Source organism: Kitasatospora sp. NPDC096128 (assembly GCF_040303105.1).
Classification (GTDB): Bacteria; Actinomycetota; Actinomycetes; order Streptomycetales; family Streptomycetaceae; genus Kitasatospora.
Window position 1 is genome coordinate 24087 of record NZ_JBEOSP010000009.1, and the last position, 26268, is coordinate 50354.

General features: G+C 73.8%; 28 protein-coding genes and 1 pseudogene. 11 read left to right on the plus strand and 18 right to left on the minus strand.

Going from position 1 to position 26268, the window contains the following annotated elements:
- The first annotated feature begins 63 nt into the window (after positions 1-63).
- The gene (locus ABTY61_RS12565; RefSeq protein WP_502895286.1) at positions 64-1131 is read left to right on the plus strand and encodes a fatty acid desaturase family protein; all 1068 of its coding nucleotides are present in this window, start codon (positions 64-66) and stop codon (positions 1129-1131) included.
- Positions 1132-1219: 88 nt separating this feature from the next.
- Here the strand turns inward: ABTY61_RS12565 and ABTY61_RS41975 are convergent, their stop codons facing one another.
- The 3 genes and pseudogenes from ABTY61_RS41975 to ABTY61_RS12575 form a co-directional block, all read right to left on the minus strand.
- Positions 1220-1345, minus strand: coding sequence for a hypothetical protein (locus tag ABTY61_RS41975; protein ID WP_502895287.1), 126 nt, complete (start codon positions 1343-1345; stop codon positions 1220-1222).
- 125 nt (positions 1346-1470) lie between these two features.
- Positions 1471-1929 (minus strand): annotated as a pseudogene (locus ABTY61_RS41980) (2-phosphosulfolactate phosphatase); the annotation flags it as partial.
- A 71-nt stretch (positions 1930-2000) separates the two neighbouring features.
- The gene (locus ABTY61_RS12575; RefSeq protein WP_350504943.1) at positions 2001-2708 is read right to left on the minus strand and encodes a carbon-nitrogen hydrolase family protein; all 708 of its coding nucleotides are present in this window, start codon (positions 2706-2708) and stop codon (positions 2001-2003) included.
- A gap of 318 nt (positions 2709-3026) precedes the next feature.
- On the opposite strand from ABTY61_RS12575, the gene ABTY61_RS12580 reads away from it, so the two are divergent.
- Positions 3027-4793 carry an RICIN domain-containing protein gene (locus ABTY61_RS12580; RefSeq protein WP_350504944.1) on the plus strand — a complete coding sequence of 589 codons (1767 nt, stop codon included), beginning with the start codon at positions 3027-3029 and terminating at the stop codon, positions 4791-4793.
- 189 nt (positions 4794-4982) lie between these two features.
- Here the strand turns inward: ABTY61_RS12580 and ABTY61_RS12585 are convergent, their stop codons facing one another.
- Complete coding sequence (locus tag ABTY61_RS12585) at positions 4983-5174, minus strand: DUF397 domain-containing protein (protein ID WP_350504945.1); 192 nt, start codon at positions 5172-5174, stop codon at positions 4983-4985.
- A complete protein-coding gene (locus ABTY61_RS12590; protein ID WP_350504946.1) occupies positions 5167-6030 on the minus strand; it encodes a helix-turn-helix domain-containing protein in 864 nt (287 codons plus the stop codon). Before ABTY61_RS12590 ends, ABTY61_RS12585 begins: the two co-directional genes overlap by 8 nt.
- Positions 6031-6267: 237 nt before the next feature.
- Between ABTY61_RS12590 and ABTY61_RS12595 the strand changes: the two genes are divergently transcribed.
- Both ABTY61_RS12595 and ABTY61_RS12600 read left to right on the plus strand, forming a co-directional pair.
- Positions 6268-6636 (plus strand): ATP-binding protein, encoded by a 369-nt coding sequence (locus ABTY61_RS12595; protein ID WP_350504947.1) that lies wholly within the window; start codon positions 6268-6270, stop codon positions 6634-6636.
- Between the two features lie 20 nt (positions 6637-6656).
- Entirely contained in the window at positions 6657-6896 is a 240-nt protein-coding gene (locus ABTY61_RS12600; RefSeq protein WP_350504948.1) for a hypothetical protein, read from the plus strand.
- Between the two features lie 171 nt (positions 6897-7067).
- Here ABTY61_RS12600 and ABTY61_RS12605 read toward each other — a convergent pair whose 3' ends face one another.
- Positions 7068-7436 carry a nuclear transport factor 2 family protein gene (locus tag ABTY61_RS12605; RefSeq protein ID WP_350504949.1) on the minus strand — a complete coding sequence of 123 codons (369 nt, stop codon included), beginning with the start codon at positions 7434-7436 and terminating at the stop codon, positions 7068-7070.
- Between the two features lie 70 nt (positions 7437-7506).
- On the opposite strand from ABTY61_RS12605, the gene ABTY61_RS12610 reads away from it, so the two are divergent.
- Entirely contained in the window at positions 7507-8382 is an 876-nt protein-coding gene (locus ABTY61_RS12610; RefSeq protein WP_350504950.1) for a LysR family transcriptional regulator, read from the plus strand.
- 76 nt (positions 8383-8458) lie between these two features.
- Positions 8459-8875, plus strand: coding sequence for a nuclear transport factor 2 family protein (locus tag ABTY61_RS12615; protein ID WP_350504951.1), 417 nt, complete (start codon positions 8459-8461; stop codon positions 8873-8875).
- A 47-nt stretch (positions 8876-8922) separates the two neighbouring features.
- Here ABTY61_RS12615 and ABTY61_RS12620 read toward each other — a convergent pair whose 3' ends face one another.
- Complete coding sequence (locus ABTY61_RS12620) at positions 8923-9510, minus strand: TIGR03086 family metal-binding protein (protein WP_350504952.1); 588 nt, start codon at positions 9508-9510, stop codon at positions 8923-8925.
- A gap of 66 nt (positions 9511-9576) precedes the next feature.
- Here ABTY61_RS12620 and ABTY61_RS12625 point away from each other — a divergent pair, with 66 nt between their 5' ends.
- Positions 9577-10359: an AraC family transcriptional regulator gene (locus ABTY61_RS12625; RefSeq protein WP_350504953.1), complete on the plus strand. Its 783-nt coding sequence runs from the start codon at positions 9577-9579 to the stop codon at positions 10357-10359.
- A 1-nt stretch (position 10360) separates the two neighbouring features.
- On the opposite strand, the gene ABTY61_RS12630 is transcribed toward ABTY61_RS12625, so the two are convergent.
- The 5 genes from ABTY61_RS12630 to ABTY61_RS12650 all read right to left on the minus strand — a co-directional run bounded on the left by ABTY61_RS12630 (position 10361) and on the right by ABTY61_RS12650 (position 15216).
- Positions 10361-11047: a VC0807 family protein gene (locus tag ABTY61_RS12630; protein ID WP_350504954.1), complete on the minus strand. Its 687-nt coding sequence runs from the start codon at positions 11045-11047 to the stop codon at positions 10361-10363.
- 78 nt (positions 11048-11125) lie between these two features.
- Positions 11126-12115, minus strand: a complete 990-nt coding sequence (locus ABTY61_RS12635) for an ABC transporter substrate-binding protein (RefSeq protein ID WP_350504955.1) — start codon at positions 12113-12115, stop codon at positions 11126-11128.
- A gap of 71 nt (positions 12116-12186) precedes the next feature.
- Complete coding sequence (locus ABTY61_RS12640; protein ID WP_350504956.1) at positions 12187-13038, minus strand: ABC transporter ATP-binding protein; 852 nt, start codon at positions 13036-13038, stop codon at positions 12187-12189.
- Positions 13035-14084, minus strand: a complete 1050-nt coding sequence (locus tag ABTY61_RS12645) for a FecCD family ABC transporter permease (protein ID WP_350504957.1) — start codon at positions 14082-14084, stop codon at positions 13035-13037. Before ABTY61_RS12645 ends, ABTY61_RS12640 begins: the two co-directional genes overlap by 4 nt.
- Before the next feature lie 100 nt (positions 14085-14184).
- Positions 14185-15216, minus strand: coding sequence for a FecCD family ABC transporter permease (locus ABTY61_RS12650; protein WP_350504958.1), 1032 nt, complete (start codon positions 15214-15216; stop codon positions 14185-14187).
- 99 nt (positions 15217-15315) lie between these two features.
- Here ABTY61_RS12650 and ABTY61_RS12655 point away from each other — a divergent pair, with 99 nt between their 5' ends.
- Positions 15316-15939 (plus strand): HAD family hydrolase, encoded by a 624-nt coding sequence (locus ABTY61_RS12655; RefSeq protein WP_350504959.1) that lies wholly within the window; start codon positions 15316-15318, stop codon positions 15937-15939.
- A gap of 6 nt (positions 15940-15945) precedes the next feature.
- Here the strand turns inward: ABTY61_RS12655 and ABTY61_RS12660 are convergent, their stop codons facing one another.
- Entirely contained in the window at positions 15946-16185 is a 240-nt protein-coding gene (locus tag ABTY61_RS12660; RefSeq protein WP_350504960.1) for a hypothetical protein, read from the minus strand.
- Between the two features lie 497 nt (positions 16186-16682).
- Between ABTY61_RS12660 and ABTY61_RS12665 the strand changes: the two genes are divergently transcribed.
- Positions 16683-17066, plus strand: a complete 384-nt coding sequence (locus tag ABTY61_RS12665) for a cold-shock protein (protein WP_350504961.1) — start codon at positions 16683-16685, stop codon at positions 17064-17066.
- Positions 17067-17109: 43 nt separating this feature from the next.
- Here the strand turns inward: ABTY61_RS12665 and ABTY61_RS12670 are convergent, their stop codons facing one another.
- The 4 genes from ABTY61_RS12670 to ABTY61_RS12685 all read right to left on the minus strand — a co-directional run bounded on the left by ABTY61_RS12670 (position 17110) and on the right by ABTY61_RS12685 (position 20735).
- On the minus strand, positions 17110-17961 hold the full coding sequence (locus tag ABTY61_RS12670; RefSeq protein WP_350504962.1) for a menaquinone biosynthesis family protein: 852 nt from the start codon (positions 17959-17961) through the stop codon (positions 17110-17112).
- The gene (locus ABTY61_RS12675) at positions 17954-18715 is read right to left on the minus strand and encodes a futalosine hydrolase (RefSeq protein ID WP_350504963.1); all 762 of its coding nucleotides are present in this window, start codon (positions 18713-18715) and stop codon (positions 17954-17956) included. The genes ABTY61_RS12670 and ABTY61_RS12675 overlap by 8 nt, the downstream gene beginning before the upstream one ends.
- A 10-nt stretch (positions 18716-18725) precedes the next feature.
- Positions 18726-19286, minus strand: a complete 561-nt coding sequence (locus ABTY61_RS12680) for a hypothetical protein (protein ID WP_350504964.1) — start codon at positions 19284-19286, stop codon at positions 18726-18728.
- Positions 19287-19370: 84 nt separating this feature from the next.
- Positions 19371-20735 carry an MFS transporter gene (locus ABTY61_RS12685; RefSeq protein WP_350505130.1) on the minus strand — a complete coding sequence of 455 codons (1365 nt, stop codon included), beginning with the start codon at positions 20733-20735 and terminating at the stop codon, positions 19371-19373.
- Between the two features lie 665 nt (positions 20736-21400).
- Between ABTY61_RS12685 and ABTY61_RS12690 the strand changes: the two genes are divergently transcribed.
- The gene (locus ABTY61_RS12690; protein ID WP_350505131.1) at positions 21401-22282 is read left to right on the plus strand and encodes a DUF3027 domain-containing protein; all 882 of its coding nucleotides are present in this window, start codon (positions 21401-21403) and stop codon (positions 22280-22282) included.
- Between the two features lie 470 nt (positions 22283-22752).
- Positions 22753-26049, plus strand: a complete 3297-nt coding sequence (locus ABTY61_RS12695) for a sacsin N-terminal ATP-binding-like domain-containing protein (RefSeq protein WP_350504965.1) — start codon at positions 22753-22755, stop codon at positions 26047-26049.
- A 2-nt stretch (positions 26050-26051) separates the two neighbouring features.
- Here the strand turns inward: ABTY61_RS12695 and ABTY61_RS12700 are convergent, their stop codons facing one another.
- A complete protein-coding gene (locus tag ABTY61_RS12700; RefSeq protein ID WP_350504966.1) occupies positions 26052-26261 on the minus strand; it encodes a hypothetical protein in 210 nt (69 codons plus the stop codon).
- Between the last annotated feature and the right edge of the window lie 7 nt (positions 26262-26268).

Consider the following 26268-nt stretch of genomic DNA (forward strand, 5'->3'; position numbering starts at 1 on the left):
CACCCGTACGGGAGGGGTGCTTTCCCCGTTCTGCGGCCCCGCCCGGCGCACCAGACTCGGGGCATGCCCACACAGTCCGTGACGATGACCAAGGCCGCGGCCGCCCCGGCGCCCGCCGCCCCGCAGCCGGAGAGCGGCGGCAGCGACTTCGCCCAGCTGAGCCGCCGGATCGCCGCCGAGGGCCTGCTCGACCGCCGCCCCGGCTACTACGCGGCCCGCATCGGGCTGGTGCTCTTCGCGTTCGTCGACGGCTGGTGCGCCCTGTTCGCGATGGGCGACACCTGGTGGCAGCTCGCCCTGGCCGCCGTGATGGCGGTCGTCTTCGCCCAGGTCGCCCTGTTGTCCCACGATCTGGCGCACCGCCAGGTATTCAGCCGGCGGGTGCCCAGCGAGGCCGGCGGGCGGATCGCCGCCAACCTGCTGCTGGGCCTGAGCTACGGCTGGTGGATGAACAAGCACACCCGCCACCACGCCAACCCCAACCACGAGGAGCGCGACCCGGACGTCTCGCCCGACCTCGTCGTGTGGTCCCGGCGGCAGGCCCGGCAGGCGAGCGGCCTCGCCCGGTTCATCGGCCGCCGGCAGGCGTACCTGTTCTTCCCGCTGCTCCTGCTGGAGGGCCTCAACCTCAGCTTCAACAGCTTCCGCGCGCTGCGCGGCCCCGCGGTGAAGCGCCCGGTGCTGGAGGGCGTCCTGCTGGTGGTCCACTTCGCGGCCTACTTCGGGCTGGTCTTCGCCGCGCTGCCGGTCGGCAAGGCCGTGGCCTTCCTCGCCGTGCACCAGGCACTGCTGGGCGTCTACCTGGGCTGCGTCTTCGCGCCGAACCACAAGGGCATGCTGATGGTGACGCCCGGCATGCGGCTCGACTTCCTGCGCCGCCAGGTGCTCACCTCGCGCAATGTCCGCGGCGGCCCGGTCCTCGATGTGGTGATGGGCGGCCTCAACTACCAGGTGGAGCACCACCTGTTCCCGAACATGCCGCCCCCCGCGCTCCGGCGGGCCGCCCGGATCGCCCGGGACTTCTGCGCCGAGAAGGGCATTCCGTACTACGAGGTCGGCCTGCTCCGCTCGTACCGCGAGATCCTCACCCACCTGCACCGGACCGGGGAGCCGATCCGCTCCGGGGGCTGAACCGCCCTGGGGTCGACCGCAACCGCAGTGACGTCCGGTCATTGCGCGCGGGGTCGATGGGGCCGGTCGGGGCCTTCGGCCTGGGCGGTTACGGGGCGACGGGGTACGGCCGCAGGACCATGAGCGAGTCCTCCACGGCCGCGACCATGGCGAAGGGGAACCGGTCGAGTTCGAGGCAGAGGGCGACGTCGTCGGGGTGTACTCCCTGCCGCACCCCCTCCGTGAGCTCGGCGGCGGCGCGCGACTCGGCGGCTCGGCGGCTCGGCGGAGGAAGGCGGAAGCGTCGGCCCCGGCGTCGGCCCCGGCGTCGGCCGACCTGAGGGCGATGTATTCGGCGCAGGCCAGGTCCTCATCGGCCTGTCCGTCCTCACCGGTGACCACGAAGGTGACGCCGCCGTGCCCGCCCGTCCGCAGGAGTCGGGCGGTCGCTTCCGCCACCACGAAGCCGGCGCACAGCACCAACGATGCGTCCTTCACAGCGAGGGCGCCGACCGTCCCCGCGGTGGTCTTCTGTACGACGGTGCGCCCGCGGAGGTCGGCAGTCCGCAGCAGGCCGGGGGAGTTGACCAGGTCGAACCCGGCCGTGGCCGGGCCGTCCTTGAGCGCGATCCAGTCCGGGTGGCGGGTTTTCAGCGCCAGGGCGTCGTCCAGTGACTCGGAGAGGACGATCTTCTCCGCGCCCTGGGCGAAGGCCCACGCGGCCACGGTGAAGGCGCGCATGACGTCGACCACGACCGCCACGGACGGGACTTCCACCAGCTCGGCGATGCCGACGAAACGTGTTTCCATTCCGATCATGCCGGCGCAGTGTACTCACGGTCCATGCGGCCGGAGCACTGGTTTTTCGGTTCGACCGGGCGGCTGGGGCCTCAGCGGACGTCGGCGACGGCGACCGTGGTGGTGCGGTCGTCGGCCTCGGCGAGGGGGGTGCCGTCGGGGGCCCAGAGGGCGGCGCCGCCGCAGCCGGTCCAGGGGCCGGAGGGGCCGACGTGGTTGGCCAGGACGACGTGCATGCCGGTCTGCTCGGCGATGCCCGGGTAGACGGTGGCGCGTTCGTGGATGCCGCCTCCGGTGCCGTACAGGGAGCTGGCGAGGTGGACATGGCAGCCGTCGGCGGCGCCGCGGCCGGTGAGGTCGGGGAAGTGGTTGTCGAAGCAGGTGGCGAGGGCGAAGCGGAGGCCGCCGAACTCGAAGCGGCCGTCCTGCTCGCCCGCGGTGAAGAGGCCCTGCTCGTTCTCGTAGAGGTGCTGCTTGAGGTAGGTGGTGATCAGTTCGCCGTCGGGCCCGTAGACGTAGGTGCCGATGGCGGGCCGGGGGCCGGAGGTGGGGACGGCGCAGTTGAGGACGACGGCGATTCCGGTGGCCCGGAGGGGTGCCAGGCGGGGGTCGTCCGGGGTGACCCAGAGGGTGGGGTCGGCGGCCAGGGCTTCGAGTTCGTAGCCGGTGAGAGCGAATTCGGGGAAGACGATCAGCTCGGCGCCCTGGGCGCGGGCCTGCTCGGCGAGGGTGACGAGTTGCCGGACGTTGGCGGGCAGGTCGGCGGGGACGCAGGAGAGCTGGGCGGCGGCGATCTTCATGGCGTCCAGCATGAGGGAGGGGTGCGGAGCGGGAAGTCGGCGGGGTCGACTTCCTGCTCCGGTGGCCTGCCCGAAAAAACTTCACGATCCACGGCAACCTGCTCGTGGGCGGTGGCAACTGGGGGGTGTCCGGACAGGCGGTCTGGTCAGAGGCAGCGGCTGAAAGCGAGCATCGACATGGTTCCTCCCCCTTCCACGTCGCCGGGGGCGTCGTCCCGTTCGGCCGCTCCGGGGCGGCGGCAGACGCACCGTCGCCGTCGGCTGTACCAGCGTCGGAGTCTCTGGGCGGCCGTCGGCCTGGCGATCGTGGGCGGTTCCGTGGCCGTGGTCAGCACCGCCTCCGCGGGGACCGTGGACACGAACGCCTGGTACGTGCTGGTCAACCGCAGTACCGGCGAGGCGCTGGACGCCTACGGCTACGCCGCCGCCGACGGTGCTCCGATGGTGCAGTGGGCCCGTCACGACGGGACCAACCAGCAGTGGAAGTTCATCGACGCGGGTGACGGGAACTACCGGCTGCAGAACCGGAACTCCGGCAAGGTGCTGGACGACTACAACTGGTCGAAGAGCGAAGGCTCCGAGCTGGTGCAGTGGCGTGACCTGAACGGCGCCAACCAGCAGTTCCACCTGGAGAAGTCCTCGGACGGCTACGTGCGTCTGATCAACCGCTTCAATGGCAAGGCCGTCGAGGTCCCGGGCGGCTACAAGGCCGACGGGAGCCACCTCGCCCAGTTCCACGACTGGAACGGGCCCCAGCAGCAGTGGAAGCTCGTCCCGGCCGGTAGTGCCGGTGGAGCCGCCGGCGCCGGGGGCTCCGGCAGCGGCGCCACGCCCACCCCGCCGGGCGGCGGTGCTCCGGCGGGGAACTCCGGCAGCAGCGCCACGCCCGCCAAGCCGGGCGGCGGCGCTCCGACGAGCCAGGCTCCGAGCGGCACCCGCCCGACGTCGGCGGCTCCGGCGTCCCCCGCCGCTCCGGCCCCGGCCCCGGCTGGCGGTGGCGGCAACTCGGCGAAGAGCTTCATGGGCAGCAGCACGGTGCTCGTCGGCGGTTCGATGTCCGACGCCTCGGCGAGCGCCGCGCCGTTCGACGCGCAGTACGCCTATGTGCACAGCCAGCCCGCGCCCTCCTCGGACTACTACACGGCGGCCCGCTGCCAGGACGGGTGGTCCGGCTGGTGGGGCTGCTGGACCGGCAGCACCACGGCGCCCGGCACCTACGTGACCTACCGGGACGCCAAGGCGGCCCAGGAGACCTACCAGGGCAAGCCGCGCCCGCAGAAGTTCCTCTGGACCTGGTACTCGCTGCGCGACCTCGGCGACGCGGCGGGCGAGGGCGACGGTCCGGGCGAGGTCAAGGCCATCAACAGGGCCGACCTGCTCACCCGGTACCTGAACGACTACCGCTTCTTCCTCCAGAAGATCGGCACCTCGCACGACATGATCGACCTGGAACCCGACTTCTGGGGCTACGTCCGGTCCCTCGGCGACCCGCACCAGGTCGCCGCGCAGGTCACCGCCGCGAACCCGACGGACTGCGGATCGCAGGAGAACAGCGCTGCCGGCCTGGCCCAGTGCCTGATCTCGATGGGGCACAAGTACGCGCCGAACACCGCCGTCGGAATGCACCTGTCCTGCTTCGACTGGGAGCAGAACACCCCGCAGTGCGTCAAGGACTACGCGAGCCTCGGGGCGCGGAACGCCGACTTCCTGGCCACGGACGTGTCGGACCGCGACGCGGGCTGGTACGCGCAGCCCGCCCACGGCGGCCTCGACAAGTTCTGGACCGACCAGAAGGCCGCCGCCCAGATGGCGTTCTACAAGACGATGGCCGAGTCCGTGGGCAAGCCGGTCGTCCTGTGGCAGATCCCCGTGGGCAACATGGCGCAGAACAACACCCTCAACCACTACAAGGACGACAAGGTGGACTGGTTCTTCGCGCACATGGACCAGGTGGCGAACGCGCACATCGCCGGCCTGATGTTCGGCTCGGGACAGCAGGAGCAGACCACGCCCGAGACCGACGGCGGCAACCTGATCAACAAGGCGACCGCGTACCGCAACTCGGGCGGCACGCCGCTCAAGTAGCCACCCGCAGCGGGAAACCGGGCGCACGAAAGGCAGAGCCCCAGGCCACTTGGCCTGGGGCTCTGCCCGTGGACGGAGCGCGCCGTCGTGGTGCGGGTCCTGCGGCTAGATGCTCGATCCGCCGCCGGAGGTGTTGTTCCACCAGGCGCTGTAGGCGTTCAGCGAGTACCGCTCCGGCGGCGCGGGGTGTCAGGAGTGGTGGTCGAACTCGCCGGCCTTGACGCCGTGGAGGAGGGAGGAGAGGGCGGCGGGGGTGGTGCGGAGGATGACGTGGCTCTCGTCGGACTCGCGGAGTTCGACTGCCTCGTTGGTTGCACGGACCTCCACGCATTCGCTGGACGCCCCGCTGTAGCTGGACTTCTGCCAGTTGGAGTCACGCATACTTGCCTCGCATTTCATCCCCGATGGATCGAATGAACTCCCGCGACTCGGCCTCGGAGAGGGCAGTGGAGTTCAGATGCTCAAAGACGCTCCGGTGGCGGATCAGGCTGGTCTGGGCGTCAAAGAACATGCATCCCGCGACAGTATCCATCTGGAGCGTGGCAAGCTCAGGCACGGGGCCTTCCACGAACATGATGTTCTCGCCGCAGCCGGGGAAGGTATCGAGGTCGAAGGGCACCACGCGTACTGAGATTCGGCCGCTCAGCGAGTCATCGATGAGGTGGTCGAGCTGATCGGCCAGGATCCGGGGGCCGCCGAACTGCATTCGCAGCGCCGCTTCGTGGATGACGGAGACATAGGGGATTCCACTTTGCCGGACCGCTTCCTTGCGGCGCATACGGAACGCCGTCCTGATCTCAAGATCGTGACTGGGGGTAAAGGGGGCGAATCGCGAGAACACCGCAGCTGCGTAGGCCTCGGTCTGTTGGAGCCCGGGAAGGTAGGTCGTGGCCCAGGTCGAGATGCTGCATGCGTTCGCCTCAAGCTCGGCGATCTCCAGATAGTCGGTGGACAGGGCTCCCCGATACTCCTCCCACCAGCCCTTTCCGCGTTCGGAGACCATGTCGGCCAGTGCGTCGATCAGGGGTTGGTTGTCGAACATGCAGGCTGCAGCGATGGTCCGGAGCCGCTCGACGCTGATTCCGCCCTTTCCGCTCTCCGTCTGCGTGATTTGTGCGGGTTGGATGCCGAGTTCGCGCGCCAGCTGACTGCCGCCGAGGCCAGCCTGCTCCCGCATCCTCCGCAGCTCGGTCCCGATCCGCCGCTGGCGAAGGGTTGGGTTCGGTCGTAGGGCCATGGTGACCAGTCTGCCGCAGGTGCCGAGAGCAGATGTGCCACGTTCGGGGGAATCCCCAGACGGCTGGCTCAAATTTGAGTCACTGTGCGCTATCGTCGTTCTCACGTCGATCCGACGGATCGTCAGTAATGCCTGCTAGCAAGCACCGCAGAGCAGCCATGCCCATTTGCCTGGCCTGGCTCACGGCGACGTGTGTCCGTCGGATCTCCACCCCACACCACGCCCGGGAGAACTCCCATGCGTCACCTCAACACGCCCTCGCTCGCCCTCGGCCGCCAGTCCCTCCAGGACGCCATGCTCCGTCTCGGCTGGCCGCCCTCCTCCACCTTCGACGCCGAACTCGCCCTGGGTGAGCTGATCGTGAACGCCTGGAACCACGCGAACACCCCCGCGCCGGTCGTCCAGATCCTCTCCGTCACCCCCGGCACCCTCCGGGTCGGCGTCTCCGACGAGAGCCCGATGCTGCCCGAGATGCAGTCCCTCGACCTCCTCGCCGAGTCCGGCCGGGGCCTCCAGCTGGTCGCGGCGCTCACCAGCCGCTGGGGCGTCGCCCCGCAGGAGCGCGGCAAGTGCATCTGGTTCGAGTGCGACCTGGACGCCGCCTGATGCCCGTTCCCCACCGTCCCATGCTGCCCACCGATCCCCGGATCCGGGCCTACACGGACGACCACATCCGCACGCTCCTCGCCGAACTCCAGGAGCGCGGCAAGAAGTTCGGCCTCCTCTTCCCCTCGGCCGACATCGACCACACCCTCGACGGCCGCGTCCTGGTCCGCTTCAACACGGCCCCGGCGTCGACCCTCCTGAACCTCCTCACCCTCCTCCTCCACGCCGACCGCGAGCGGAACACCCCGTGCGATTCCTGATCGCCGTCGCTTTCGCGACGCTCCTCGCCCTCGCGATCGCCACGGTCGTGCTGGGTGTCATCACCGCTCTCAGGGCGATGCCGCCCGACGAGGACGCCTGAGTCCGAACAGCCGAAGAGGGCCGTCACCGCCCCCCGGCGATCACGGCCACCCTGCTGTTCCGCCCGCCCCTCAGGCCTTCTTCTCGAACCCCGCCAGCACCTCGCGCGGGTCGAAGGTCACCCGGATCCGCGCGATCTTCCCGTCCTCCACGTGCATCCAGTTCGCCGTCGGCGCCGGCGGCGCGATGCTGGTGTTCAGCTCGAACCAGGTGATGACGTCGTCCCCCTCCGCCACCCGCACCTTCACGTCGATCTTCTCCAGCACCTGACCGAGCCCCCTGAGCCCGCCCAGCGCCTGTTCGATCCCTGCTGCCTTCCCGAGCGGCCCGACGAAGTCGACGTCCTCGGCCAGCAGGCCCCGGATGGTGTCGAAGTCGCCCGCCTCCCAGGCGGTGAAGTAGGTCTCGGCCAGCTCGCGTGCACTCTTCGTCGTCGTCATGCCTCCATCCTTCCGCCGCCCCTTCCATCCGTCCAACAGATAGATCCGATGCCAGCTATCATCATCAGATATGGAGATGCACCAGCTGCGCTACTTCGCCGCCGTCGTCGACGAGGGCTCCTTCACGGCGGCCGCCGCCCGCCTGCACGTCAGCCAGTCCGGCGTCAGTACCCAAGTGGCCAAGCTGGAGCGCGAGTTGGGCCAGCAGCTGCTGGACCGCGCCGGTCGCCGCATCCACCTCACCCCGGCCGGCGAGGCGATCCTCCCGCTCGCCAAGAACGCCCTGGCCAGCCTCGATGCCATCCGGCACACCGCCGCCGAGTTCGCCGACGCCGTACGCGGCCGGGTCCGGCTCGGGATGATCATGGGCTGCGCGATCCCGCCCTTCCTGGACACCGTCGCCGACCTCGGCCGTACTCACCCCGGCATCGAACTCAGCCTGCACGAGGGGCACTCCGACCTGCTCCAGTCCCAGGTCCTGGCGGGCGCCCTCGACCTGGCCCTGATCGGCTACGCGGGCGAGGTGGCCCCCGGACTGGAGGCCGGTGTGGTGGTGGACGACCCGATCGCCGCCGTCGTCCCGGCCGGGCACCCGCTCGACCGGACCGGCCTGAAACTCGCCGACCTGCGCGGTGAGAAGATCCTCTGCCTCTCCCCGGGCACCGGGCTCCGCGCCGCCTACGACCGCTCCTGCGCGCAACTGGGCCTCGATCCGCGCGTGGACATCGAGGCGAGCTCCCCGGCGGCGGTGCTCCGCCTGGCCGAGCGCGGCGCCGGGGTGGCGGTGCTCAGCCCCTCCGCCGTCGAGGGCGACGGCCTGCGGGCCGTCCCGCTCACCGACGCCGGTACGAACGCCCGCCTCGGCCTGGTCGCCCGCCGCGACCAGCACTCCCCGGCCGTCCGCCTCCTCCTCGACAAGCTCCGTACGGCGATGCGCCCCGCCTGACGATGCCCGGAAGCCGGGGCCCGAGCGCATAGGTGTGATGAAGTGGCCCTCAGTGTCCGCATCCAGGGAGGCCGCCGTGTCCCGCACGCCGCAACAGATCTTCGAGGGTTACATCTACGCGGGCACCGTGACCCGGAACGCCGACGCCTTCGCCGAGTGCTTCACCGAGGACGGCGTCTTCGAGGCGCCGCTCGTCCCGGCCGGTGCCGTCTTCCCCCGACGGCTGGTGGGCCGCGAGGAGATCCGCACCGCCATGGCGGCGCACTACGCGCAGCAGCAGGTGAAGGGCGACCGCGCGCCGAACTTCGAGAAGTCCGGGTACGTGCTGCACACCACCGCCGACCCCGACGTGTTCATCGCCGAGATCGACACGGTCTTCGACGGTGAGGGCGGCGAGGAGGACAGGGCCGTCTCCCTGGTGCAGATCTTCCGGGTCCGGGACGAGAAGATCGCCCGACTGCGGGACTACTTCGCGCCCGATCTCGTGAGCTGAGCGCCGGTACTCCTCGGCGCCGCAACTCCCCACCGCTGCGGGGCCGGTCAGCCCTTCCAGTGCGGGTCACGCCCCGAGGCCGCCAAGGCATGCTCCCACGCCGAGGCGTCCTCGGGCAGCGCGACGGGCTCGGCGAACCCGCCGTACTGCCGGAACAGTTCGGCGTTCTCCGCGACGATCTCGCCCGCCAGCAGCGCGAGTTCCTCGTCCACCTCGATGCTCCCGCCGACCGCCCGCGCCACGTCCCAGCCGTGCAGCAGCAGCTCCAGGATCAGCATCCGGGCGATCCCCACCGCCGGGAACGGCGACCCGCCGAGGTCGACGTCCCCCTCCCAGGCCGCCGGCTCGCCCCAGGCCGCGACCGCCCGCTCCAGCTGGGCCGCGTAGGCGGCGCGCCAGTCCGCGTCCGCGGTGAAGTCCCGTTCGACCAGCTCGGCGGGCAGGTCGAGGCGCCGGGCCCGGTGCTCCAGGCCGTGCGAGGTGTACAGCACCCAGTGGTTGATCAGGGCCCGGGTGTCGAACTCCCCGCAGGGGGTCGGCGCGTCCGACGGCACCTCGGCCGGGACGCCGGCGGCGACCTCGGCAGCGGCGGCGGCCGCACGGGCCAGGAAGGGATGCAGGGGGTGAGCGTTCATGCCCCCGATCGTGCGCCGGCGTGCGCTGCCCGGTCTTGAAGAAACGCGACGACTAGCCTGGCAACCATGGAGGATCCCGACCTCGGCCGGGGCGTGCTGCACCCGGCCCGCGCCGCCGAGCTGATCAGCGTCGAACGGCTCGCCCCGGCGCCCGCCGTGGCGCGCTTCGTGGAGTTCTACTGGCTGGTCCGCTGGGACTTGGCCGGCCACCCGCCGTACGACTCGAAGGTGCTCGCCCACCCGAACGTCCACCTGGTCTTCGAGGCCCCGAGGGCCCGCGTCTACGGCGTGGACCGCGCGCTCTTCGTCCGCCGGCTGGAGGGCGCCGGGCACGTGTTTGGCGTGAAGTTCCGGCCCGGCGCCTTCCGGCCCTTCGCGGGGCATCCGGTGGGCGAACTGGCCGACCGCTCCGTTCCCGCCGCCGACTACTTCGGCCCCGAGGCGGACGAGGCCAACGCCGAGATCCTGGACGGGCCGAGCGCCGCGCGGGCCGACGCCTTCCTGCTGCCCCGGCTGCCCGCGCCGGACCCGGTCGCGGAGGAGGTCGCCGCGATGGTGGAGCGGATCACCGGCTCCCCGGACCTGTGCCGGGTGGACGACCTCGCCCGCGAACTGGGCCTGACCGTCCGCCGCCTCCAGCGGCTGTTCGCCGAGTACGTCGGCGCCTCCCCGAAGTGGGTGCTGCGCCGCGCCCGACTGCACGAGGCCGCCGAACGGGCCTCGAAGGACGGCGAGTTGGACCTGGCCGCGCTCGCCGTCGAACTCGGCTACGCCGACCAGGCCCATCTCACCAGGGACTTCACCGCCGCGGTCGGCATCTCCCCTTCCCGCTACGCGAGTTCGCGCTAGATCAGGCGGCGGCGGCAGCCGCCTCGGCGGCGGCCCGGCCCCGGGCGCTGGCCCGCTTGGCATAGGTGATGGTGAAGTAGATCAGCCCGCCGAGCACCGCGAACGGCAGGATGCTGTTGATCGTGACCACCGTGCCGTGCGAGAGCGTGTAGACGAACACGATCCGCAGCGCGGCCTCCAGGATGAACGCGATGCCCCACACGACGGTCAGGTTGCGCTGCACCAGCCGGAAGCCCGGGTACTGCCACATCGAGTTCCACCAGGAGACCATCTCCGGGGTGCCGTCGGTGGCGAACTTGCGGCCGAAGTAGAACATGATCGGCTTCGGCGCGGCCAGCGAACCGAGGTAGAGCACGCCGAGCAGGCCCGAGACGAAGGAGTCCTTGGCCAGCAGCATCTTCGGGTCGGTCGGGCCGACCAGCGACACGATCAGGGTCAGCGCGACGAAGACCAGCGAGACGACGGCGAACTCGTCGATCCGGCGGTGCCAGGCCAGGTAGATCACGGTGTCGAGCACCGGGCCGAGACCGGAGAGCAGGATGGCGGTGGACTCGCTGTAACCGTGGTCGTGCAGCTGGTTGTAGACCATGATCGGCGCGACCACGTTGAAGGCGATGCTGATCAGCCAGCCGAGCGCGGCGGCCTTCCCCTTGCGGGCTGGAGCGGTCGGAGCTACCGAAGTCGACATGGTGGGTCCCCCGGAGTGAGTGCGAAAGTGGCGGCCCATTGTGGCGGACCGGCGGGTCCTCTGCCCACAGCCGTTCGCCTACGCCCCCAGGAAGCGCTGGAGTTCGTCCAGCATGACGTTGGCGCCGGTGTACCCGATGCCCTGGAACCAGAGCTGGTCGTCCACCGGGAACGCCCGGTGCGCCTTGACCGCGCCGAGCGCCTGCCAGCCCGGGCTGGCCAACGCCGCCTCGGCGCCCGCCTTCTCCGGGTCGCCGTAGGTCGCGTAGAGCAGCAGGTCGCCGTCCGCCCTGCCGATCTGGTCCAGCGGGATCTCGACGTCCGACTGGTCGACGTTCTGCGCGTCCGGCCGCCCCACCCCGGCGTCGGCGAGCACCGTCCCGGGGAAGCTCTGCCGCCCGAACAGCCGGATCCCGCCGCCCTCCGTGAACCGCACCAGGCTCACCTTGCGCCCCGACAGCTTCGCCGCCGACAGCGCCTCGCCCACCTGCCCGGCGTGCTTCTGGTACGAGGCGGCGAAGGCCGCCGCGGCCGCCACCCGGCTCAACGCCTGGGCGTGCAGCTGGAAGTTCGCCTTCCACGGCGCCCCGGTGGTCTGGGTGAGCACGGTCGGGGCGATCGCCCGCAGCTGCTCGTACCGGTCGCCGTCGCGGGCCTGGTTGGAGAGGATCAGGTCCGGCCGCAGTGCCCGGACGGCCGCGAGGTCGGGCGCGCCGGCCGGGCCGACCAGCCGGACGCCCGCCGTGCGGGAGACCGGCCAGTAGTCGGGGAGGCGGGTGTCGGCGGCCGGCAGCGCGGCGCCGACCGGGTCGATGCCCAGGGTCAGCGCGGAGTCGAGCACGTCGGTGTCCAGGACGACCACCCGCAGCGGCTCGCCCGGCACCTGCACCGGCCCGTTCGCGGCGTTCACCGTCACCGGCGGCAGCGGGGTGGGGGACGGCGAGCCGCTCGCCTCGAAGTCCGCGGCGGGCGGCTGTGCGCCCCCCGAGCCGCTGCACGCCGCGAGCGCGGCGGCCCCGCCGAGTCCGCCGAGCCCGGCGAGGAACGTACGGCGGGAGATCCGGTGCATCGGCGGGTCCTCGGGCGGGTGAGGCTGCGGTGGGCCCGTCGATTATGTCCGAAATGGGGTCTAAAGAGCCGTTAAACGTCCACGGCCCCGGCCGTTTCGGCCGTCGCCGCCCAGGGCGCCCCCGGGACGACCAGCGGAGTGCCCGTCACCGGATCGGGCACCACCACCGAGTCCAGCCCGAACACCTCCCGCACCAGCTCCGCCGTCACCACCTCGCCCGGCGGGCCCTCGGCGACCACCCGGCCGTCCCGCATCGCCACCAGGTGGTCCGCGTACCGGGCGGCCTGGTTGAGGTCGTGCAGCACGGCGACGACCGTCCGCCCGCGCTCGACGTTCAGCCGGCGCACCAGGTCCAGCACCTCCACCTGGTGCGCGATGTCCAGGTAGGTGGTCGGCTCGTCCAGCAGCAGGACGTCGGTGCCCTGGGCGAGCGCCATCGCGATCCAGGCCCGCTGGCGCTGCCCGCCCGACAGCTCGTCCATGCTGCGCTCGGCCAGCTCCGCCGTCGAGGTGCGCTCCAGCGCCTCGGCGACCGCCGCCTCGTCCTCCGCCGACCACTGCCGCCACCAGCTCTGGTGCGGCTGGCGGCCGCGCGAGACCAGGTCCGCCACCGAGATGCCCTCCGGAGCGGTCGGCGACTGCGGCAGCAGGCCGAGCCGCTGGGCGATCCGCTTGGTCGGGATCCGCGCCAGCTCCTCGCCGTCCAGCAGTACGGCGCCGCGCACCGGCTTCAGCAGCCGGCCCAGCGCCCGCAGCAGCGTCGACTTGCCGCAGGCGTTCGGGCCGACGATCACCGTGACCCGCCCGTCCGGGATGCCGACGTCCAGGCCCTCGACGACCGTGCGCGCCTCGTAGGCCAGGGTGAGGCCGCGGGCCTCCAAGCGGTGCGGGCCCGCCGTCGTACGCTGCGTGCTCGCGGTCATCGGGAACCTCCACGGCGGGATCGGATCAACAGCCACATCAGGTACGGCGCGCCGACCATGCCGGTCACCACACCCACCGGCAGCTCGGTCGGGGCGAGCAGGCGCCGGGCGATCAGGTCCGCCAGGACCACCACCAGCGCCCCGGTCAGCGCCGAGCACAGCAGCGGCACCTGCGCCGACCGGGCCAGCCGCAGGGCGATCTGTGGGGCCATCAACGCCACGAAGTCCACCGGCCCGGCGGCGCCCGCCGCACAGGAGGCCAGCACGATGCCCAGCAGTGCCATGCCCAGCCGGATCCGGTCCAGCCGCAGGCCGAGGCCCACGGCCGTCGCGTCGTCGAAGGAGATCGACCGCTGCGCCCGGGCCGCCCACAGCGCCACCGGCAGGGCCGCCGCCAGCACCCAGGCCAGCCACCCGGCCTGGTCGAAGCCGGTGCCGTTCAGACTGCCGGTCATCCACACCTTCGCGGCCTGCGCCTGGAAGCCGTCGCCCTTGGTGAGGAAGACGGAGGTGAGGGAGGACAGCGCCACGCTGATCCCGATCCCGATCAGCACGAACCGCTGGGCGTGCAGCCCCCGCCGCCAGGCCAGCGCGTACACCAGCAGCCCGGCCGCCAGCCCGCCGCCGACCGCCGCGTACGGGGCCTGCCCGGTGGAGCCGACCACGCCGTACGCCATCAGCCCGACCACGGTGACGGTCGCGCCCCAGGTCACGCCCACCACGTCCGGGCTGGCCAGCGGGTTGCGGGCGACCGTCTGGACCAGCGCCCCGGCCAGTCCGAGCGCCGCCCCGACCAGCAGCCCCACCACCACCCGCGGCAGCCGGAACTCCCCGACCACCAACTCGTCCGGACTCGGCTGCCCCAGCACCACCTTGACGACCTCGGCCGGCGAGACCGTCGACTCGCCCAGGCAGAGCGAGGCCACCACCGTCGCCGCCAGCACGACGACCAGCCCGGCGGCGGCCAGTGCCGACCGCCGGTGCAGCAGGAACGAGGCCCGCCCGGCCCGCACCACCGAGTACCCGCGCAGCGACACGGACGTCATGCGCCCACCCCGCTGCGCTCGGCCGGGGCATGCCCCGACGCGCGCCTCTCAACGGTTCTCCCCCAGCCTTCGGCCGGGGGGACCCCCATGCTCCGCCCGCTCACGCCGCCACCACCCTCCGCCGCCGGACCAGCGCCACCAGCACCGGCACCCCCACCAGGGCCGTCATCACACCCGCCGGGACCTCCGACGGCGGGAACAGCACCCGCCCCAGGGTGTCCGCGAGCAGCAGCAGGGCCGGGCCGAGGACGGCCGAGAAGGCCAGGATCCAGCGGTGGTCGGCGCCGGCCACCGCGCGGGCGGCGTGCGGTACGGCGAGGCCGATGAAGGCGATCGGGCCGGCCGCCGCGACCGCCGAGCCGGTCAGCACGGTGGCGCCGAGCGCGCCGACCGCCCGGACGGCGCCGGTCCTCGCGCCCAGCCCCTTCGCGGTGTCCTCGCCGAGCGCCAGCGCGTCCAGTCCGCGGGCCACCGCCACCACCAGCAGGGTGCCGACGGCCAGGAACGGCAGCAGCTGCCAGGCCACGTCCGCCGTCCGGCCGGAGAGCGAGCCGACGTGCCAGAACCGGAACTGGTCCATGGTGGCCGCGTCGGTGGTCAGCACCAGGGTGTTCAGCGAGGCGATGAAGGCGGACATCGCCGCGCCCGCCAGCGCCAGCCTGATCGGCGTGGCCCCGCCCCGGCCGCGCCCGGCCAGGCCGTACACCAGCACCGTGGCGACCACGGCGCCCGCGAAGCCGAACCAGACGTACCCGGTGAGGGTGGAGACCCCGAAACCGGAGATGGCGACCACGACGCCCGCCGCCGCGCCCTGTGAGACCCCGAGGATGCCCGGGTCTGCGATCGGATTGCGGGTCAGCCCCTGCATCACGGCCCCGGCCAGTCCGAGCGCGGCGCCCACCGCCAGCCCGACCACCGTCCGGGGCACCCGCAGCTCGCGGATCACCACGGCGTCCGCGGAGCCGCCGCCGTGCAGCAGCGCGTCGACGGTCCCCGACAGCGGCACGGTACGGCTGCCGACCGCCAGGCTCAGCAGCACCGCGACGGCCAGCACGGCCAGCGCGGCGGCGAGCCACAGTATTCGGTGACGGGGTGTCCGCCGCTTGCCCGGTGGTGCGGTGGTGTCGGTCATGAGCCCTCTCCGCGGAAAACTCAGGTAAACCTAAGTTCCGCCTCGGAGCCGGGGCAAATCGCCTCGTCCGCACCTGGACCCGTTGGATAGCCTGGCCCCATGCCAGCGACCGCGCACGCCCCGCTCACCATCGGCTTCGACCTCGACATGACGCTGCTGGACACCAGGCCCGGCATCCACGCCACCTACCGGGCGCTCTCCGCCGAGACCGGCACCCCGATCGACGCCGACCTGGTGGTCACCCGGCTCGGCCCGCCGCTGCTGGACGAGATCCGCAACTGGTTCCCGGAGGGCGAGGCGGAGCAGGCCGTGAACCGCTACCGCGAGCTCTACCGCGACCACGCCTTCGCCCCGACCGTGCCGCTGCCCGGTGCGCACGCCGCCGTCGAGGCGGTCCGCGCGCACGGCGGCCGGGTCGCCGTGATCACCGGCAAGTACGAGCCGAACGCGCACCTCCACCTGGAGCACGCCGGGCTGGCGGCCGACATCGTGATCGGCGACCTCTGGGCGGAGACCAAGGGCGAGGCGCTGCGCGCGCACGGCGCGAGCATCTACGTCGGCGACCACCTCGGCGACATCGTGGGCGCCCGGCACGCGGACGCCCTCGCGGTCGCCGTGGCCACCGGCCCGTACGGCGCGGACGAGCTGCGCGCGGCCGGGGCGGACGTGGTGCTGGCCGACCTCACCGGCTTCCCGGAGTGGCTCGACCGGCACCTCGGCTAGGACCGGCTAGGACTCCTGCGGCTCCACCCGGGCGCGCTGGGCCCGGGCGTTCAGGAACAGCCCGGTCAGCGCGGACAGGAAGCCGGCCGGCATCAGCATGCTCAGCCAGTACATGGCCGTCGGCAGCGGCGTCAGGTGCAGGAACAGCGGCACGAAGGTGACCAGGGTGGCGAGCGCGCCGATACCGAAGACGACCGTCCCGGCCTTGACGTACACGTCGCCGGGGTCGGCGCTCTGGCTGCTCACGTCCGCTCACTCCTCCGAGCCGCGCCGGGCCGCCCGTCCGGGGCCCGGTCCGCGCCCCAGTCTGGCAGAGCCGCCCGCGCGGCGGCCCACCGGAGCGGCTCGGTCACGTTGCGCAGTTTCCCGGCCGCGATGCGTTTTGATCCCTGCTGGGCGAGGGTATGCACGGGGTGCCGAGGGGCGCTACAAGTGCGTCCCGTGTCCTCAGACCCGGGGGTGAGAGCCGATGGACTGCGCCGAACCGCGCCCCGGCCGCGCCAGTACCGGGTCGTCCGTGACCGCGAGATCGCCGCGCTCCCGCCGGCCCGACCGGCCCTCGGAACGCGGATCCATCGCGGACCGCTGATGAGGCAGTGACGGACCGTTAGTCTGCTCCTGACAACGCGCCGGCCGTGAGCGCCCACGGGCACCGAGCCGAGGTCGGCCGCGTTCTTCCCACCCCACCCAGTGATCCCCGGCCAGGGCCGGGATCCCTCACACCCATTCGAGGACTGTTCGAGATGCCCACCGGCCAGGTCAAGTGGTTCAACGAGACGAAGGGCTTCGGCTTCCTGTCGCGCGACGACGGTGACGACGTCTTCGTCCACACCAAGGCGCTGCCCGCCGGTGTCACCGTGCTGAAGCCCGGCCAGCGGGTCGAGTTCGGCGTGGTCGCCGGCCACCGCGGGGACCAGGCGATGGCCGTGCAGCTGCTGGACGCGCTGCCGTCGGTGGCCGCCGCCCAGCGCCGGAGCGCCGACGACATGGCGCCGATCGTCCAGGATCTGATCACCACGCTGGACGCGGTGCTGCCCGGCCTCCAGCGCGGGCGCTACCCGGCCAAGCCGACCGGCCAGAAGCTGGCCGGCCTGCTGCGCGCGGTGGCGGATCAGTTCGACGTGTAGGCCCGCACCGGGCTCAGCACGCGAGCGTCGGAGCACGCGAGCGTCAGAACGCGAGCGCACCCGGGTCGAGCAGGGGCACCAGCCCCTCCGCGGCGGCCCGGGTGAGCAGCGCGCGGACGGCTTCGTAGCCCTCCTCGCCGAGGTCGGCGGTGAACTCGTTGACGTACAGCCCGATGTGCTGGTCGGCCACGGCCGGGTCCATCTCCTGGGCGTGCGCCAGCACGTACTCCCGGCTGGCCGCCGGATCCGCCCAGGCCTGCCGGACAGAGGCGCGGATCGTCGCGGCGAGCTCGCGCAGCCGCTCGGCGCCCAGCGAGCGCCTGGCCACGATGGCGCCCAGCGGGATCGGCAGGCCGGTCTCCGCCTCCCAGGCCTCGCCCATGTCGGCCAGGCTGTGCAGGCCGTACTGCTGGTACGTGAAGCGGGCCTCGTGGATCACCAGGCCGGCGTCCACCCGGCCGTCCCGGACGGCGGGCATGATCTCGTGGAACGGCAGGACGACGATCTCGCCGAAGCCGCCCGGCACCGCCCGCGCCGCCCAGAGCCGGAACAGCAGGTAGGCGGTGGAGCGCTCGGACGGCACCGCGACGGTCTTCCCGGCCAGGTCCGCGGGCGAGGCGACACCCGGCAGGGTGAGCACCAGCGGGCCGCAGCCGCGCCCCAGCGCCCCGCCGCAGGGCAGCAGGGCGTACTCCTCCAGGACCCAGGGCAGCGCGCCGTAGCTGATCTTCAGCACGTCCAGCTCGCCGCGCTCGGCCAGGCCGTTGGTGATGTCGATGTCGGCGAAGGTCACCTCGGGGGCGTCCGCCCCGGGGACCTCGCCGTGCGCCCAGGCGTGGAACACGAAGGTGTCGTTGGGGCAGGGCGAGTACGCGATGCTCAGCCGTTCAGCCACGGCCGGCCTCCTCGATCAGTTCTCGGACGGGCAGTGCGGCGAAGGCCCGCTCCAGGGCGGCCAGCGCCTCGCCGATCCGCCAGGCGGCCCGGTCGCGCGGGCCCACCGGGTTGGACACGGTGCGCAGTTCGAAGGCCGGCACGCCGAAGCGCGCGGCGGCCTCGGCCACGCCGAAGCCCTCCATCGCCTCGGCCGCGGCGCCCGGGTGGCGCGCCGCCAGCGCGGCGGCCCGCTCGGCGCTGCCGGTGACGGTGGAGACGGTCAGCACCGGGCCGGTCACGGCATGGCCGGTCCGGGCCGCCAGGGCCCGCTCCGCCACGGCGACGACGGCCGGGGGAGGGGTGTGCCGGGCGGTGCCGAAGCCCAGCTCGGCGACGTCGGCGAAGCCCTCGGGGGTCTCGGCGCCCAGGTCGGCGGCCACGATCGCCGCGGCCAGCACGGTGGCGCCGACCGGCGCGTGCGGGGCGAAGCCGCCGGCGATCCCGGCGGAGGCGACCAGGCCGTACGGGCCCGCGGCCAGCGCCGCGGCGGCGCCGGCCGCGGCGGCGGCCGGTCCGACCCCGGCGGCCAGCACGTCCACGGGTGCGCCCGCGCAGCGGTGCAGGGTGCCGCCGGGCAGCGGTATCGCACCGGCCCCGCCGGGCAGCCCGCGCAGCACCGCCTCGGCCTCGGCCTGCACCGCGACGACCACGAGCAGCCGGGCCCGTTCGGGGCCCGGCTGCCCGGGGTGCGCGTCGGCGACGTGCGCGGTCATCGCGGGAGCGTCAGCCGTTGCTGCCGGCGTCCTGGGAGTCCTGGGCGTTCTTGCCGTTCAGCTGGAAGTACCAGACCGCGATCGGGGCCTCGGCCTTCTTGTTGATCTCGACGACCGTGATCAGGGTGCGGCCGCTGGAGTTCAGCACCGTGCTGGCCGCCCGGAGGCCGGAGAAGGTCGGGCCCTGGGCGTACGAGAACAGGCTGGTCTGCCCGCCCTGGGCGGTCGAGCCGCCGTTGGAGGAGGCCCACCAGCCGGTGTCGGCCACGTTCGGGCTGACGCCGACGCCGATCCGGTCGCTCGCCGACACGTCGGAGGAGGGCAGCTTGCCGTCCTTCAGGGCCTGCGTGGCCTTGGTCTTGCACTCGTCCTGCTGGTCGTCGGTCAGCGGGCTGCCGTTGTTCCAGCAGAACGGGTCCGCTGCGATCGAGGTCGTGCCGACCGTCAGGGTGGCCCGGTGGCTGTTGTGCTCGGTCTTGCCGGCGGCGATCGCGACGGAGGTGCCCACCGTGGCGGCGCCGACCACGACGACGGCGCCGAGGGCGGCGATGACACGGGAATTGAGGCTCATGGGACAGAATCTACCGGGCCCGGGCGGTCACGCTACGCGGGGGTCGGCCACCGCGTGTTGCCCCGGGCGTGTCGAGCGCCCGGTTCAGGCCACCCTGGGTGCGGTCGGGTGCCGCCGCAGGCCCAGTCGGAGCAGCGAGCGGACCGTCCAGAGCAGCACCAGGCCGACCACCGAGGCGGCGATCGACAGGCCCAGCACCCCGTTCAGCGGCAGCACGATGCCGATCCCGCCGCCGGCCACCCAGGACAGCTGCATCAGCGTCTCCGACCGGGCGAACGCCGAGGTCCGCACCGCCTCCGGGACGTCCCGCTGGATCAGCGCATCCAGTGCCAGCTTGCCCAGCGAGGCGGCCATCCCGGACACCCCGGCGACCAGAACCACCGTCACCACGCCGTACCAGAGCGCGGCCGCGGCCGTCACGCACGTCGCCAGCAGCAGCATCGCGGTGACCGTCGCCTCCGGGCCGCGGGTGCGCAGCCAGGAGCCGAGCACCGAGCCCAGCGCGTTGCCCGTCCCGGCCGCCAGTGCCACCAGGCCCAGCGCCAGGGTCGGCCGCAGGCCGCCGATCGGGTCGGTGCGCAGCAGGAAGGCCAGGAAGAACACCAGGAAGCCGACCAGCCACCGCATCCCCGCCATCGCCCGCAGCGCCAGCACCACCGACGGGCCGACGGTGCGCAGCGAGGCCTTGACCTTCGGCGGCTTGTGGTGGATCAGGTGCGAGCCCCCGCCGGGCACCTCGGTGGACAACTCGGCGTGCAGCACGGCCCGCTGCTCGCCCTTCGCGGAGTCCACCGTGTGCGGCAGGTGGAAGGCCATCAGGGTGCCGACCACGAACACCAGGAAGGCGCCGCGCAGCGGCCAGCCCGGCCCGATCAGGTGCAGCAGCCCGCCCACCGCGGCCGCCACCCCGGTGGCCAGCAGCCCGGCCAGGGTGACCCGGGAGTTCGCCTTCACCAGGGACAGCCGGTGCGGCAGCAGCCGGGGCACCACGACGCTGCGCACCACCCCGTACGCCTTGGACGCCACCAGGACGCCCAGCGCCTCCGGGTAGAGCGCGATGCCGCCGCCGGCGATCACCCCGGCCATCGTCCAGGCCAGGACGGCCCGGGCGAGCATCGACATCGCCATGGCGGCCCGGCGGCCGTGCGGCAGCCGGTCCAGCAGCGGGCCGATCACCGGGGCGAGCAGGGCGAACGGGGCCATCGTGATCAGCAGGTAGAGCGCGACCCGGCCGCGGGCCTCGCCGGTGGGGACGGAGAAGAAGATGGTGGAGGCCAGGGCGATGGTGATCAGCATGTCGCCGAAGGAGTTCAGCGCGTGCAGCTCGATCAGCTTCGCCAGGCCCGATTCGCCCGCGCCCTCGGCCGAGGTGGCCCGGCGGATCCGGCGGCCGGTGCCGTGCACCAGCTTGCCGGTGCCCAGGCCGGCGGCGGAGGCGGTGCGGACCAGGAAGTTTCGGCGGGGCTCGGGGGACTCCTCCGCGGACTCCTCGTCGAGGTCCTCGTCGAGCGCGTGGAGGTGCCGGGTGCGGACCTCCTCGGGGGTGTTCCCGGGGGTTTCCGCTCCGGGTTCCGGCTCGGGTTCCGGCTCGGCGCCCGGGGCGGCGTCGGGTTCGGCGGCCCGGGTCTCCCCGGCGGCGCGGGCGGGTTTCTCCAGGCTGACCGGCGCGGTCGGGGACGGCCCGCCACCGCCCACCGGCTGCGGTTCGCCCGCAGCGGGGACGGGAAGCTGCTGTCGCGGCACGGCGTCCGCCTCGTCGGGGGTGCCGGCCTGCGAGGGGCGCAGTGCGTGCTGCGACGGGTTGTCGTCCGCCACAAGCCCATCCTGCCCCAGATTCACCGTGGTGACGCGGGATTCGGACCTGCTCGGCGCGGCCTCCGGAAGACCCGGCTCCGCCCCGGACTGTGCCGGGGTGCCGACCGGCGGGTAGCCTGCCCCAGGGTCCGCTCGTCGGGGCGCCGGGGCGCCGCCAGGCCGGACGAGCGGCGCGGTCGGTACCCGCGGCGGCCCCGGGTCGCGCAGAATGGACGCGGGACTACCGAGCCGCGACGGAGAAGGCAACACGCCGTGGGCGACAGAAGAACTGGGAGAGAATCGACGCCGTGAGTGCTGCGATGCGAAGCCGTACCCCCGACCGGCTCTGTGCCGAGGCCGTCGAACTCGCCCGCCAGGCTGCCGAGGAGGCCGTCGGGCCCGAGGTCGTCGGACCGCACCTCGGCGTGCAGGCGGACGCCGACCGCGTCGTGACCCACACCTTCGAGTGCCTGGACGCGGCCTACCGCGGCTGGCACTGGGCGGTCACCGTCGCCCGCGCTCCGCGCGCGAAGAACGTCACCCTGGACGAGGTCGTGCTGCTGCCCGGCCCCGACGCGGTGCTGGCGCCCGAGTGGGTGCCGTGGAGCGAGCGACTGCGCCCGGGCGACATGGGCCCCGGCGACCTGCTGCCCACCGGCGCCGACGACGCGCGGCTGGAGCCCGGCTGGAGCGGCGAGGACGAGCCCGCGCCGAACTCCGCGGTCGCCCTGGCGGCCCAGGAGGACGTGGTCGTCTCCGACCCGCACGTCCAGCCCGCCCCGGCCCGCGCCCAGATCAACGCCGTCGCCGAGGAGCTCGGCCTGGGCCGCAGCCGGGTGCTCTCCCGGCTGGGCCTGCACCTGGCGGCCGACCGCTGGGAGAAGGCCCACGGCCCGCAGACCCCGATGGCGCAGGCCGCCCCGGCCGCTTGCGGCAGCTGCGGCTTCCTGATCCCGATCGGCGGCTCGCTCGGCCAGGCCTTCGGCGTGTGCGGCAACGAGTTCGGCCCGGCCGACGGCCAGATCGTCTCCTTCGCGTACGGCTGCGGCGGGCACTCCGAGGCGGCCGTCATCCCGGCCCCGCCGGCGCCGTCCGAGCTGATCCTGGACGAGCTGGTGGTCGAGCCGCTGCAGCTGCACCCCGACCGCGCCTCCGGCTCGGTCGAGCCGGACGCCCCGGCGGAGGAGCTCGGCCACTCCTGAACCGGCCACTCCTGAACCGGCCACTCCTGCGCCGGCGCTGCCCGGGCCCGCTTCTTGATCCGCGGCCCGTCCCACTGAACCGGTGGGGCGGGCCGCGGCGTTCTTCCGGGTAGGGGCGCCTGCGAGGCCGCGGGGCCCCGCCCGCCTGCCGCCCATGGGGATTCCCCCAGCCCACGGGCGGCAGCAGGGTGGGCCGTCGGACCCGGCAGTGGGGTGCCGCCCCGACGGCCCCCCTACCCTCCCGCCGCCGCCTCCCCCCGTCCCCGCCTCCCGTCGCCGCCGCCGGTGCCCCCGGGGCGGGAGTGCCGGACCGTACGGTCGGGCCCGCCGCCGCCGCACCGTCCCCGCCTGCGGATTCCCGCGCCGGCCCAGCTGCGCGCCGCCCCCGGAGCGGGCCGTGGTCGGGAGCAGTCGGTGGGGCAGGGAAGAATGCCCTACGACGTACAGGGCGGCGGAAGGCGGCAGGTCCCGTGGAACCTCGGATCATCGGCAGCGGCACGGACGAGCACCTCGCCGACCCGTTCGGGAGCGCCGCGCTGCGCCGACGGGTGCTGGACGCCTGGGCCGCCTCGCCGGCCCGGTTCCGGGAGGACGCCAACGCCGAGGAGGAACTGGCGCTCGGCGGCTACCGCGACCGCCTGGTGGTCGAGTTGGCGCAGAACGCGGCCGACGCGGCGGTCCGGGCCGGGCACGGCCCCGGGCGGCTGCGGCTGACCCTGGCCGACGGCGTGCTCGCCGCCGCCAACACCGGCGCCCCGCTGGACGCGGCGGCCGTCGAATCGCTGTCCACCCTGCGTGCCTCCTCCAAGCGCGGTGAGGAGCCCGCCGTCGGCCGGTTCGGCGTCGGCTTCGCCGCCGTCCTGGCCGTCACCGACGAGCCCGCCGTGCTCGGCGCCGCCGGCGGGGTGCGCTGGTCGCTGGGCGAGGCCCGCTCGCTCACCGAAGCACAGCCCGCGCTGGCCGACGAGCTGCGCCGCCGGGACGGCCACGTGCCGCTGCTGCGGCTGCCGTTCGCGGCCGAGGGCCCGGCGCCGTCCGGCTACGACACCGTGGTGGTGCTGCCGCTGCGCGACGCCGCCGCCGAGGACCTGACCCGCCGTCTGCTGGCCGCCGTCGACGACGCCCTGCTGCTCACCCTGCCCGGCCTGTCCGAGGTCGTGGTGGAGACCCCGGAGGGCACCCGCACGCTCACCCGCGAGGCCGCCGAGCCCCGCCCGGACGGCGTCACCGAGGTCACCGTCACCGACGACGGGGGCGGCCGGCTGCGCCGCACCGTCTGGCAGACCGCCGGCGCCTCCGGCCGGCTGGACGCCGAGCTGCTCGCCGACCGGCCCACCGAGGAACGCGCCCGCCCGTACTGGACGGTGACCTGGGCCGTCCCGGTCGAGGAGGACGGCACCCCGCAGCGGCCCGCGATCGCGCCGGTGCTGCACGCGCCCACCCCGAGCGACGAGCCGATCGGCCTGCCCGCGCTGCTGATCGCCTCCTACCCGCTGGACTCCACCCGTCGGCACATCGCCCCCGGGGCGCTCGCCGACTTCCTCACCGAGCGCGCCGCCGACAGCTACACCGACCTGCTGCGCGCCCGCGGCGCCGACCTCGGCTCGCTCGGCCTCGTCCCCGGGCCGCTCGGGCAGGGCGCGCTGGACAACGCGCTGCGCGCGGCGGTGCTGTCCCGGCTGCCCGGCACGCCGTTCCTGCCGCACCCCGGCGGGGTCGAGGAGGGCACGCCCGCGCTGCGGCCGCAGGACGCCACGCTGCTGGAGGGCGCGGACGGCTCGGTGGTGGAGGCGCTGGCGCCGATCTTCCCCGGGCTGCTGCCGGCCGGACTGGAGCGCCGCACCGAGCTGCGGGTGCTGAACGTGCGTCGGGTGCCGCTGGCCGAGGTGGTCGACCAGCTCGGCGGCCTGGACCGGGACCCGGCTTGGTGGCGCAACCTGTACGCGGCGCTCGGCGCGGCCGACCCGGAGGCGCTCGGGGCGCTGCCCGTCCCGCTCGCCGACGGACGGACCGTCACCGGGCCCCGGCGGGTCCTGCTGCCCTCCGAGGACGCCGACTGGGCGGCCTTCCCCGGCTACCCCGAGTCGCTGGCCGGGGCGCTCGCCGCGCTCGACCTGCGGCTCGCCCACCCCGAGGCCGCCCACCCGCTGCTGGCCAAGCTGGGCGCCGGCACCGCCACCCCGGCCGGGGTGCTGGACACCCCCGAGGTGCGGGCCGCCGTCGCCCGCTCCTACGACCTGACCGACGACGACCTGGACGCCGCGCTGGAGCTGGCCGACGCCGTCCTGGCCCTGGTGAAGGCCGCCGCCCCGGCCGTCGGCGAGCACCCCTGGCTGGCCCGGCTGGCGTTGCTGGACGACGAGGGCGAGCCCGCCCGCGCGGGCGAACTGGTGCTGCCCGGCAGCCCGTTCGCCGCCCTCGCCCGCGAGGAGGACGCCGGCTGGGTGGACGACGAGCTGCTGGAGCGCTGGGGCCCCGAGGTGCTCACGGCGGTCGGCGTGCTGGCCGACTTCGTGCTGGTGCGCGCCGAGGACGTGGTGCTCGACCCGGACGACCTGGAGCGGCTCGACCCGACCGTCCCCGCCGACCGGGCGGCCGGCGGCCACCCCACCGGGCTGCTGGACGAGGCCCCCGACGGGCTCGCCGAGTGGGCCGAGGACGCGTTGGAGGCGCTGAACGCCGACGAGGTGGTCGGGGTGCCGCCGGTGGCCGCCGAGCTGCTGGCCGTCCGCGACCTCGACCTGGTGGACGACGACGCCTGGCCCGAGGCGCTCGCCGCGCTCGCCCGCCCGCCGTACCGGGACGCCGTGGTCAACCCGGTGCGCACCCTGCTGCCCGACGGCACCTACACCGACCTGCCGCCGTACACCGCCTGGTGGCTGCGCGACCACCCGGTGCTGGGCGGCCGCGAGCCCGCCGGGCTGCGCGCCGCCGGGGCCGACCCGCTGCTGCGCGGCCTGTACGACGAGGCCCGCACCACCCTGGACGACCAGTTCCTGCACGCGCTCGGGGTGCGCACCACCCTGGCCTCGCTGCTCGCCGAGCTGCACGGCCCGGACGAGGTGCTGGACCGGCTCACCGACCCGGCCGCCGAGGTCGGGCACCGCCAACTGCACGGCATCCACAGCGCGCTGGCCCGGGTCGACCGGGAGCGGATCGAACCGCTGGACGTGGTGAGGGCGTTGCCGCCGCTGGACCCGGCCACCGGGCGCCGCCCGGACCACACGGTGGTCGTGGACGCCACCGAGGCGGTCGTCGCCGACGCCCCCGACCTGGTCCAACTCCTGCACCCGTACCCGCTGTTGCCGGTCGCCCCGGCGCTCGCCGCGGACCTCGCCGAGCGGCTGCACGTGTCGCTGGCCAGCGAGGTGGCCGGCGGGCGGGTGCTCTCGGAGGGCGCGCTGCACCGCGTCCCGGCCGTGGTGCGGGAGCTGCTGCCCGGCTGCCCCGTCGCCTACGAGGAGCACGAGGAGCTGCTGGTGGTCGGCCCGGACGGCGGCGAGGCCGCCGTCGACTGGCGCTGGGACCGCGAGGCGGACGCCCCGGAGCCGCCGTACGACCCGGAGCTGGCCGAAGCCGGCGACGAGGACGACGAGTTCGAGGTGCCGCCGGTGCCCGGGCTGCTGCACGCCGCCACCCCGGAGGGCCTGGCCGCCGGGCTCGCCTGGTCGGTCGGGCAGTGGCACCGGCGCTTCGAGGTGCTGGCCGCGCTCAGCGAGCCGGACCGGGCGTACGAGCTGTCCGCGGCCCGGGACTTCGAGGGCTGAGCTCAGTCGTCGCGCGGCTTGAGCCGCAGGTAGACGGTGGTGGTGACGGTCAGCCAGACCGCGCCGAGCGTCACCATCGCCGCCGTCTTCAGCGCGGGCGTCGGCCTGACCGCCAGGCCGACGCCCGCCATCGCCAGCGCCGTCAGCCCGGCCGCCAGCAGTCCGCCCAGGAAGGCGGTGAACGCCTCCAACTCCCCACCCTTGCGCGCCATTCGGCAC

Excerpts from the sequence above, each read along its gene's own strand:
- ABTY61_RS12655 (WP_350504959.1), top strand. The coding sequence starts at position 15,316 with ATGCCAGCGACCGCGCACGCCCCGCTCACCATCGGCTTCGACCTCGAC.
- ABTY61_RS12620 (WP_350504952.1), bottom strand. The coding sequence starts at position 9,510 with ATGAACGCTCACCCCCTGCATCCCTTCCTGGCCCGTGCGGCCGCCGCC.
- ABTY61_RS12650 (WP_350504958.1), bottom strand. The coding sequence starts at position 15,216 with ATGACCGACACCACCGCACCACCGGGCAAGCGGCGGACACCCCGTCAC.
- ABTY61_RS12675 (WP_350504963.1), bottom strand. The coding sequence starts at position 18,715 with ATGACCGCGCACGTCGCCGACGCGCACCCCGGGCAGCCGGGCCCCGAA.
- ABTY61_RS12600 (WP_350504948.1), top strand. The coding sequence starts at position 6,657 with ATGCTGCCCACCGATCCCCGGATCCGGGCCTACACGGACGACCACATC.
- ABTY61_RS12590 (WP_350504946.1), bottom strand. The coding sequence starts at position 6,030 with ATGGCCCTACGACCGAACCCAACCCTTCGCCAGCGGCGGATCGGGACC.
- ABTY61_RS12630 (WP_350504954.1), bottom strand. The coding sequence starts at position 11,047 with ATGTCGACTTCGGTAGCTCCGACCGCTCCAGCCCGCAAGGGGAAGGCC.
- ABTY61_RS12610 (WP_350504950.1), top strand. The coding sequence starts at position 7,507 with ATGGAGATGCACCAGCTGCGCTACTTCGCCGCCGTCGTCGACGAGGGC.
- ABTY61_RS12645 (WP_350504957.1), bottom strand. The coding sequence starts at position 14,084 with ATGACGTCCGTGTCGCTGCGCGGGTACTCGGTGGTGCGGGCCGGGCGG.
- ABTY61_RS12635 (WP_350504955.1), bottom strand. The coding sequence starts at position 12,115 with ATGCACCGGATCTCCCGCCGTACGTTCCTCGCCGGGCTCGGCGGACTC.
- ABTY61_RS12575 (WP_350504943.1), bottom strand. The coding sequence starts at position 2,708 with ATGAAGATCGCCGCCGCCCAGCTCTCCTGCGTCCCCGCCGACCTGCCC.
- ABTY61_RS12585 (WP_350504945.1), bottom strand. The coding sequence starts at position 5,174 with ATGCGTGACTCCAACTGGCAGAAGTCCAGCTACAGCGGGGCGTCCAGC.
- ABTY61_RS12625 (WP_350504953.1), top strand. The coding sequence starts at position 9,577 with ATGGAGGATCCCGACCTCGGCCGGGGCGTGCTGCACCCGGCCCGCGCC.
- ABTY61_RS12565 (WP_502895286.1), top strand. The coding sequence starts at position 64 with ATGCCCACACAGTCCGTGACGATGACCAAGGCCGCGGCCGCCCCGGCG.
- ABTY61_RS12605 (WP_350504949.1), bottom strand. The coding sequence starts at position 7,436 with ATGACGACGACGAAGAGTGCACGCGAGCTGGCCGAGACCTACTTCACC.
- ABTY61_RS12690 (WP_350505131.1), top strand. The coding sequence starts at position 21,401 with ATGCGAAGCCGTACCCCCGACCGGCTCTGTGCCGAGGCCGTCGAACTC.
- ABTY61_RS12640 (WP_350504956.1), bottom strand. The coding sequence starts at position 13,038 with ATGACCGCGAGCACGCAGCGTACGACGGCGGGCCCGCACCGCTTGGAG.
- ABTY61_RS12595 (WP_350504947.1), top strand. The coding sequence starts at position 6,268 with ATGCGTCACCTCAACACGCCCTCGCTCGCCCTCGGCCGCCAGTCCCTC.
- ABTY61_RS12700 (WP_350504966.1), bottom strand. The coding sequence starts at position 26,261 with ATGGCGCGCAAGGGTGGGGAGTTGGAGGCGTTCACCGCCTTCCTGGGC.
- ABTY61_RS12665 (WP_350504961.1), top strand. The coding sequence starts at position 16,683 with ATGCCCACCGGCCAGGTCAAGTGGTTCAACGAGACGAAGGGCTTCGGC.
- ABTY61_RS12680 (WP_350504964.1), bottom strand. The coding sequence starts at position 19,286 with ATGAGCCTCAATTCCCGTGTCATCGCCGCCCTCGGCGCCGTCGTCGTG.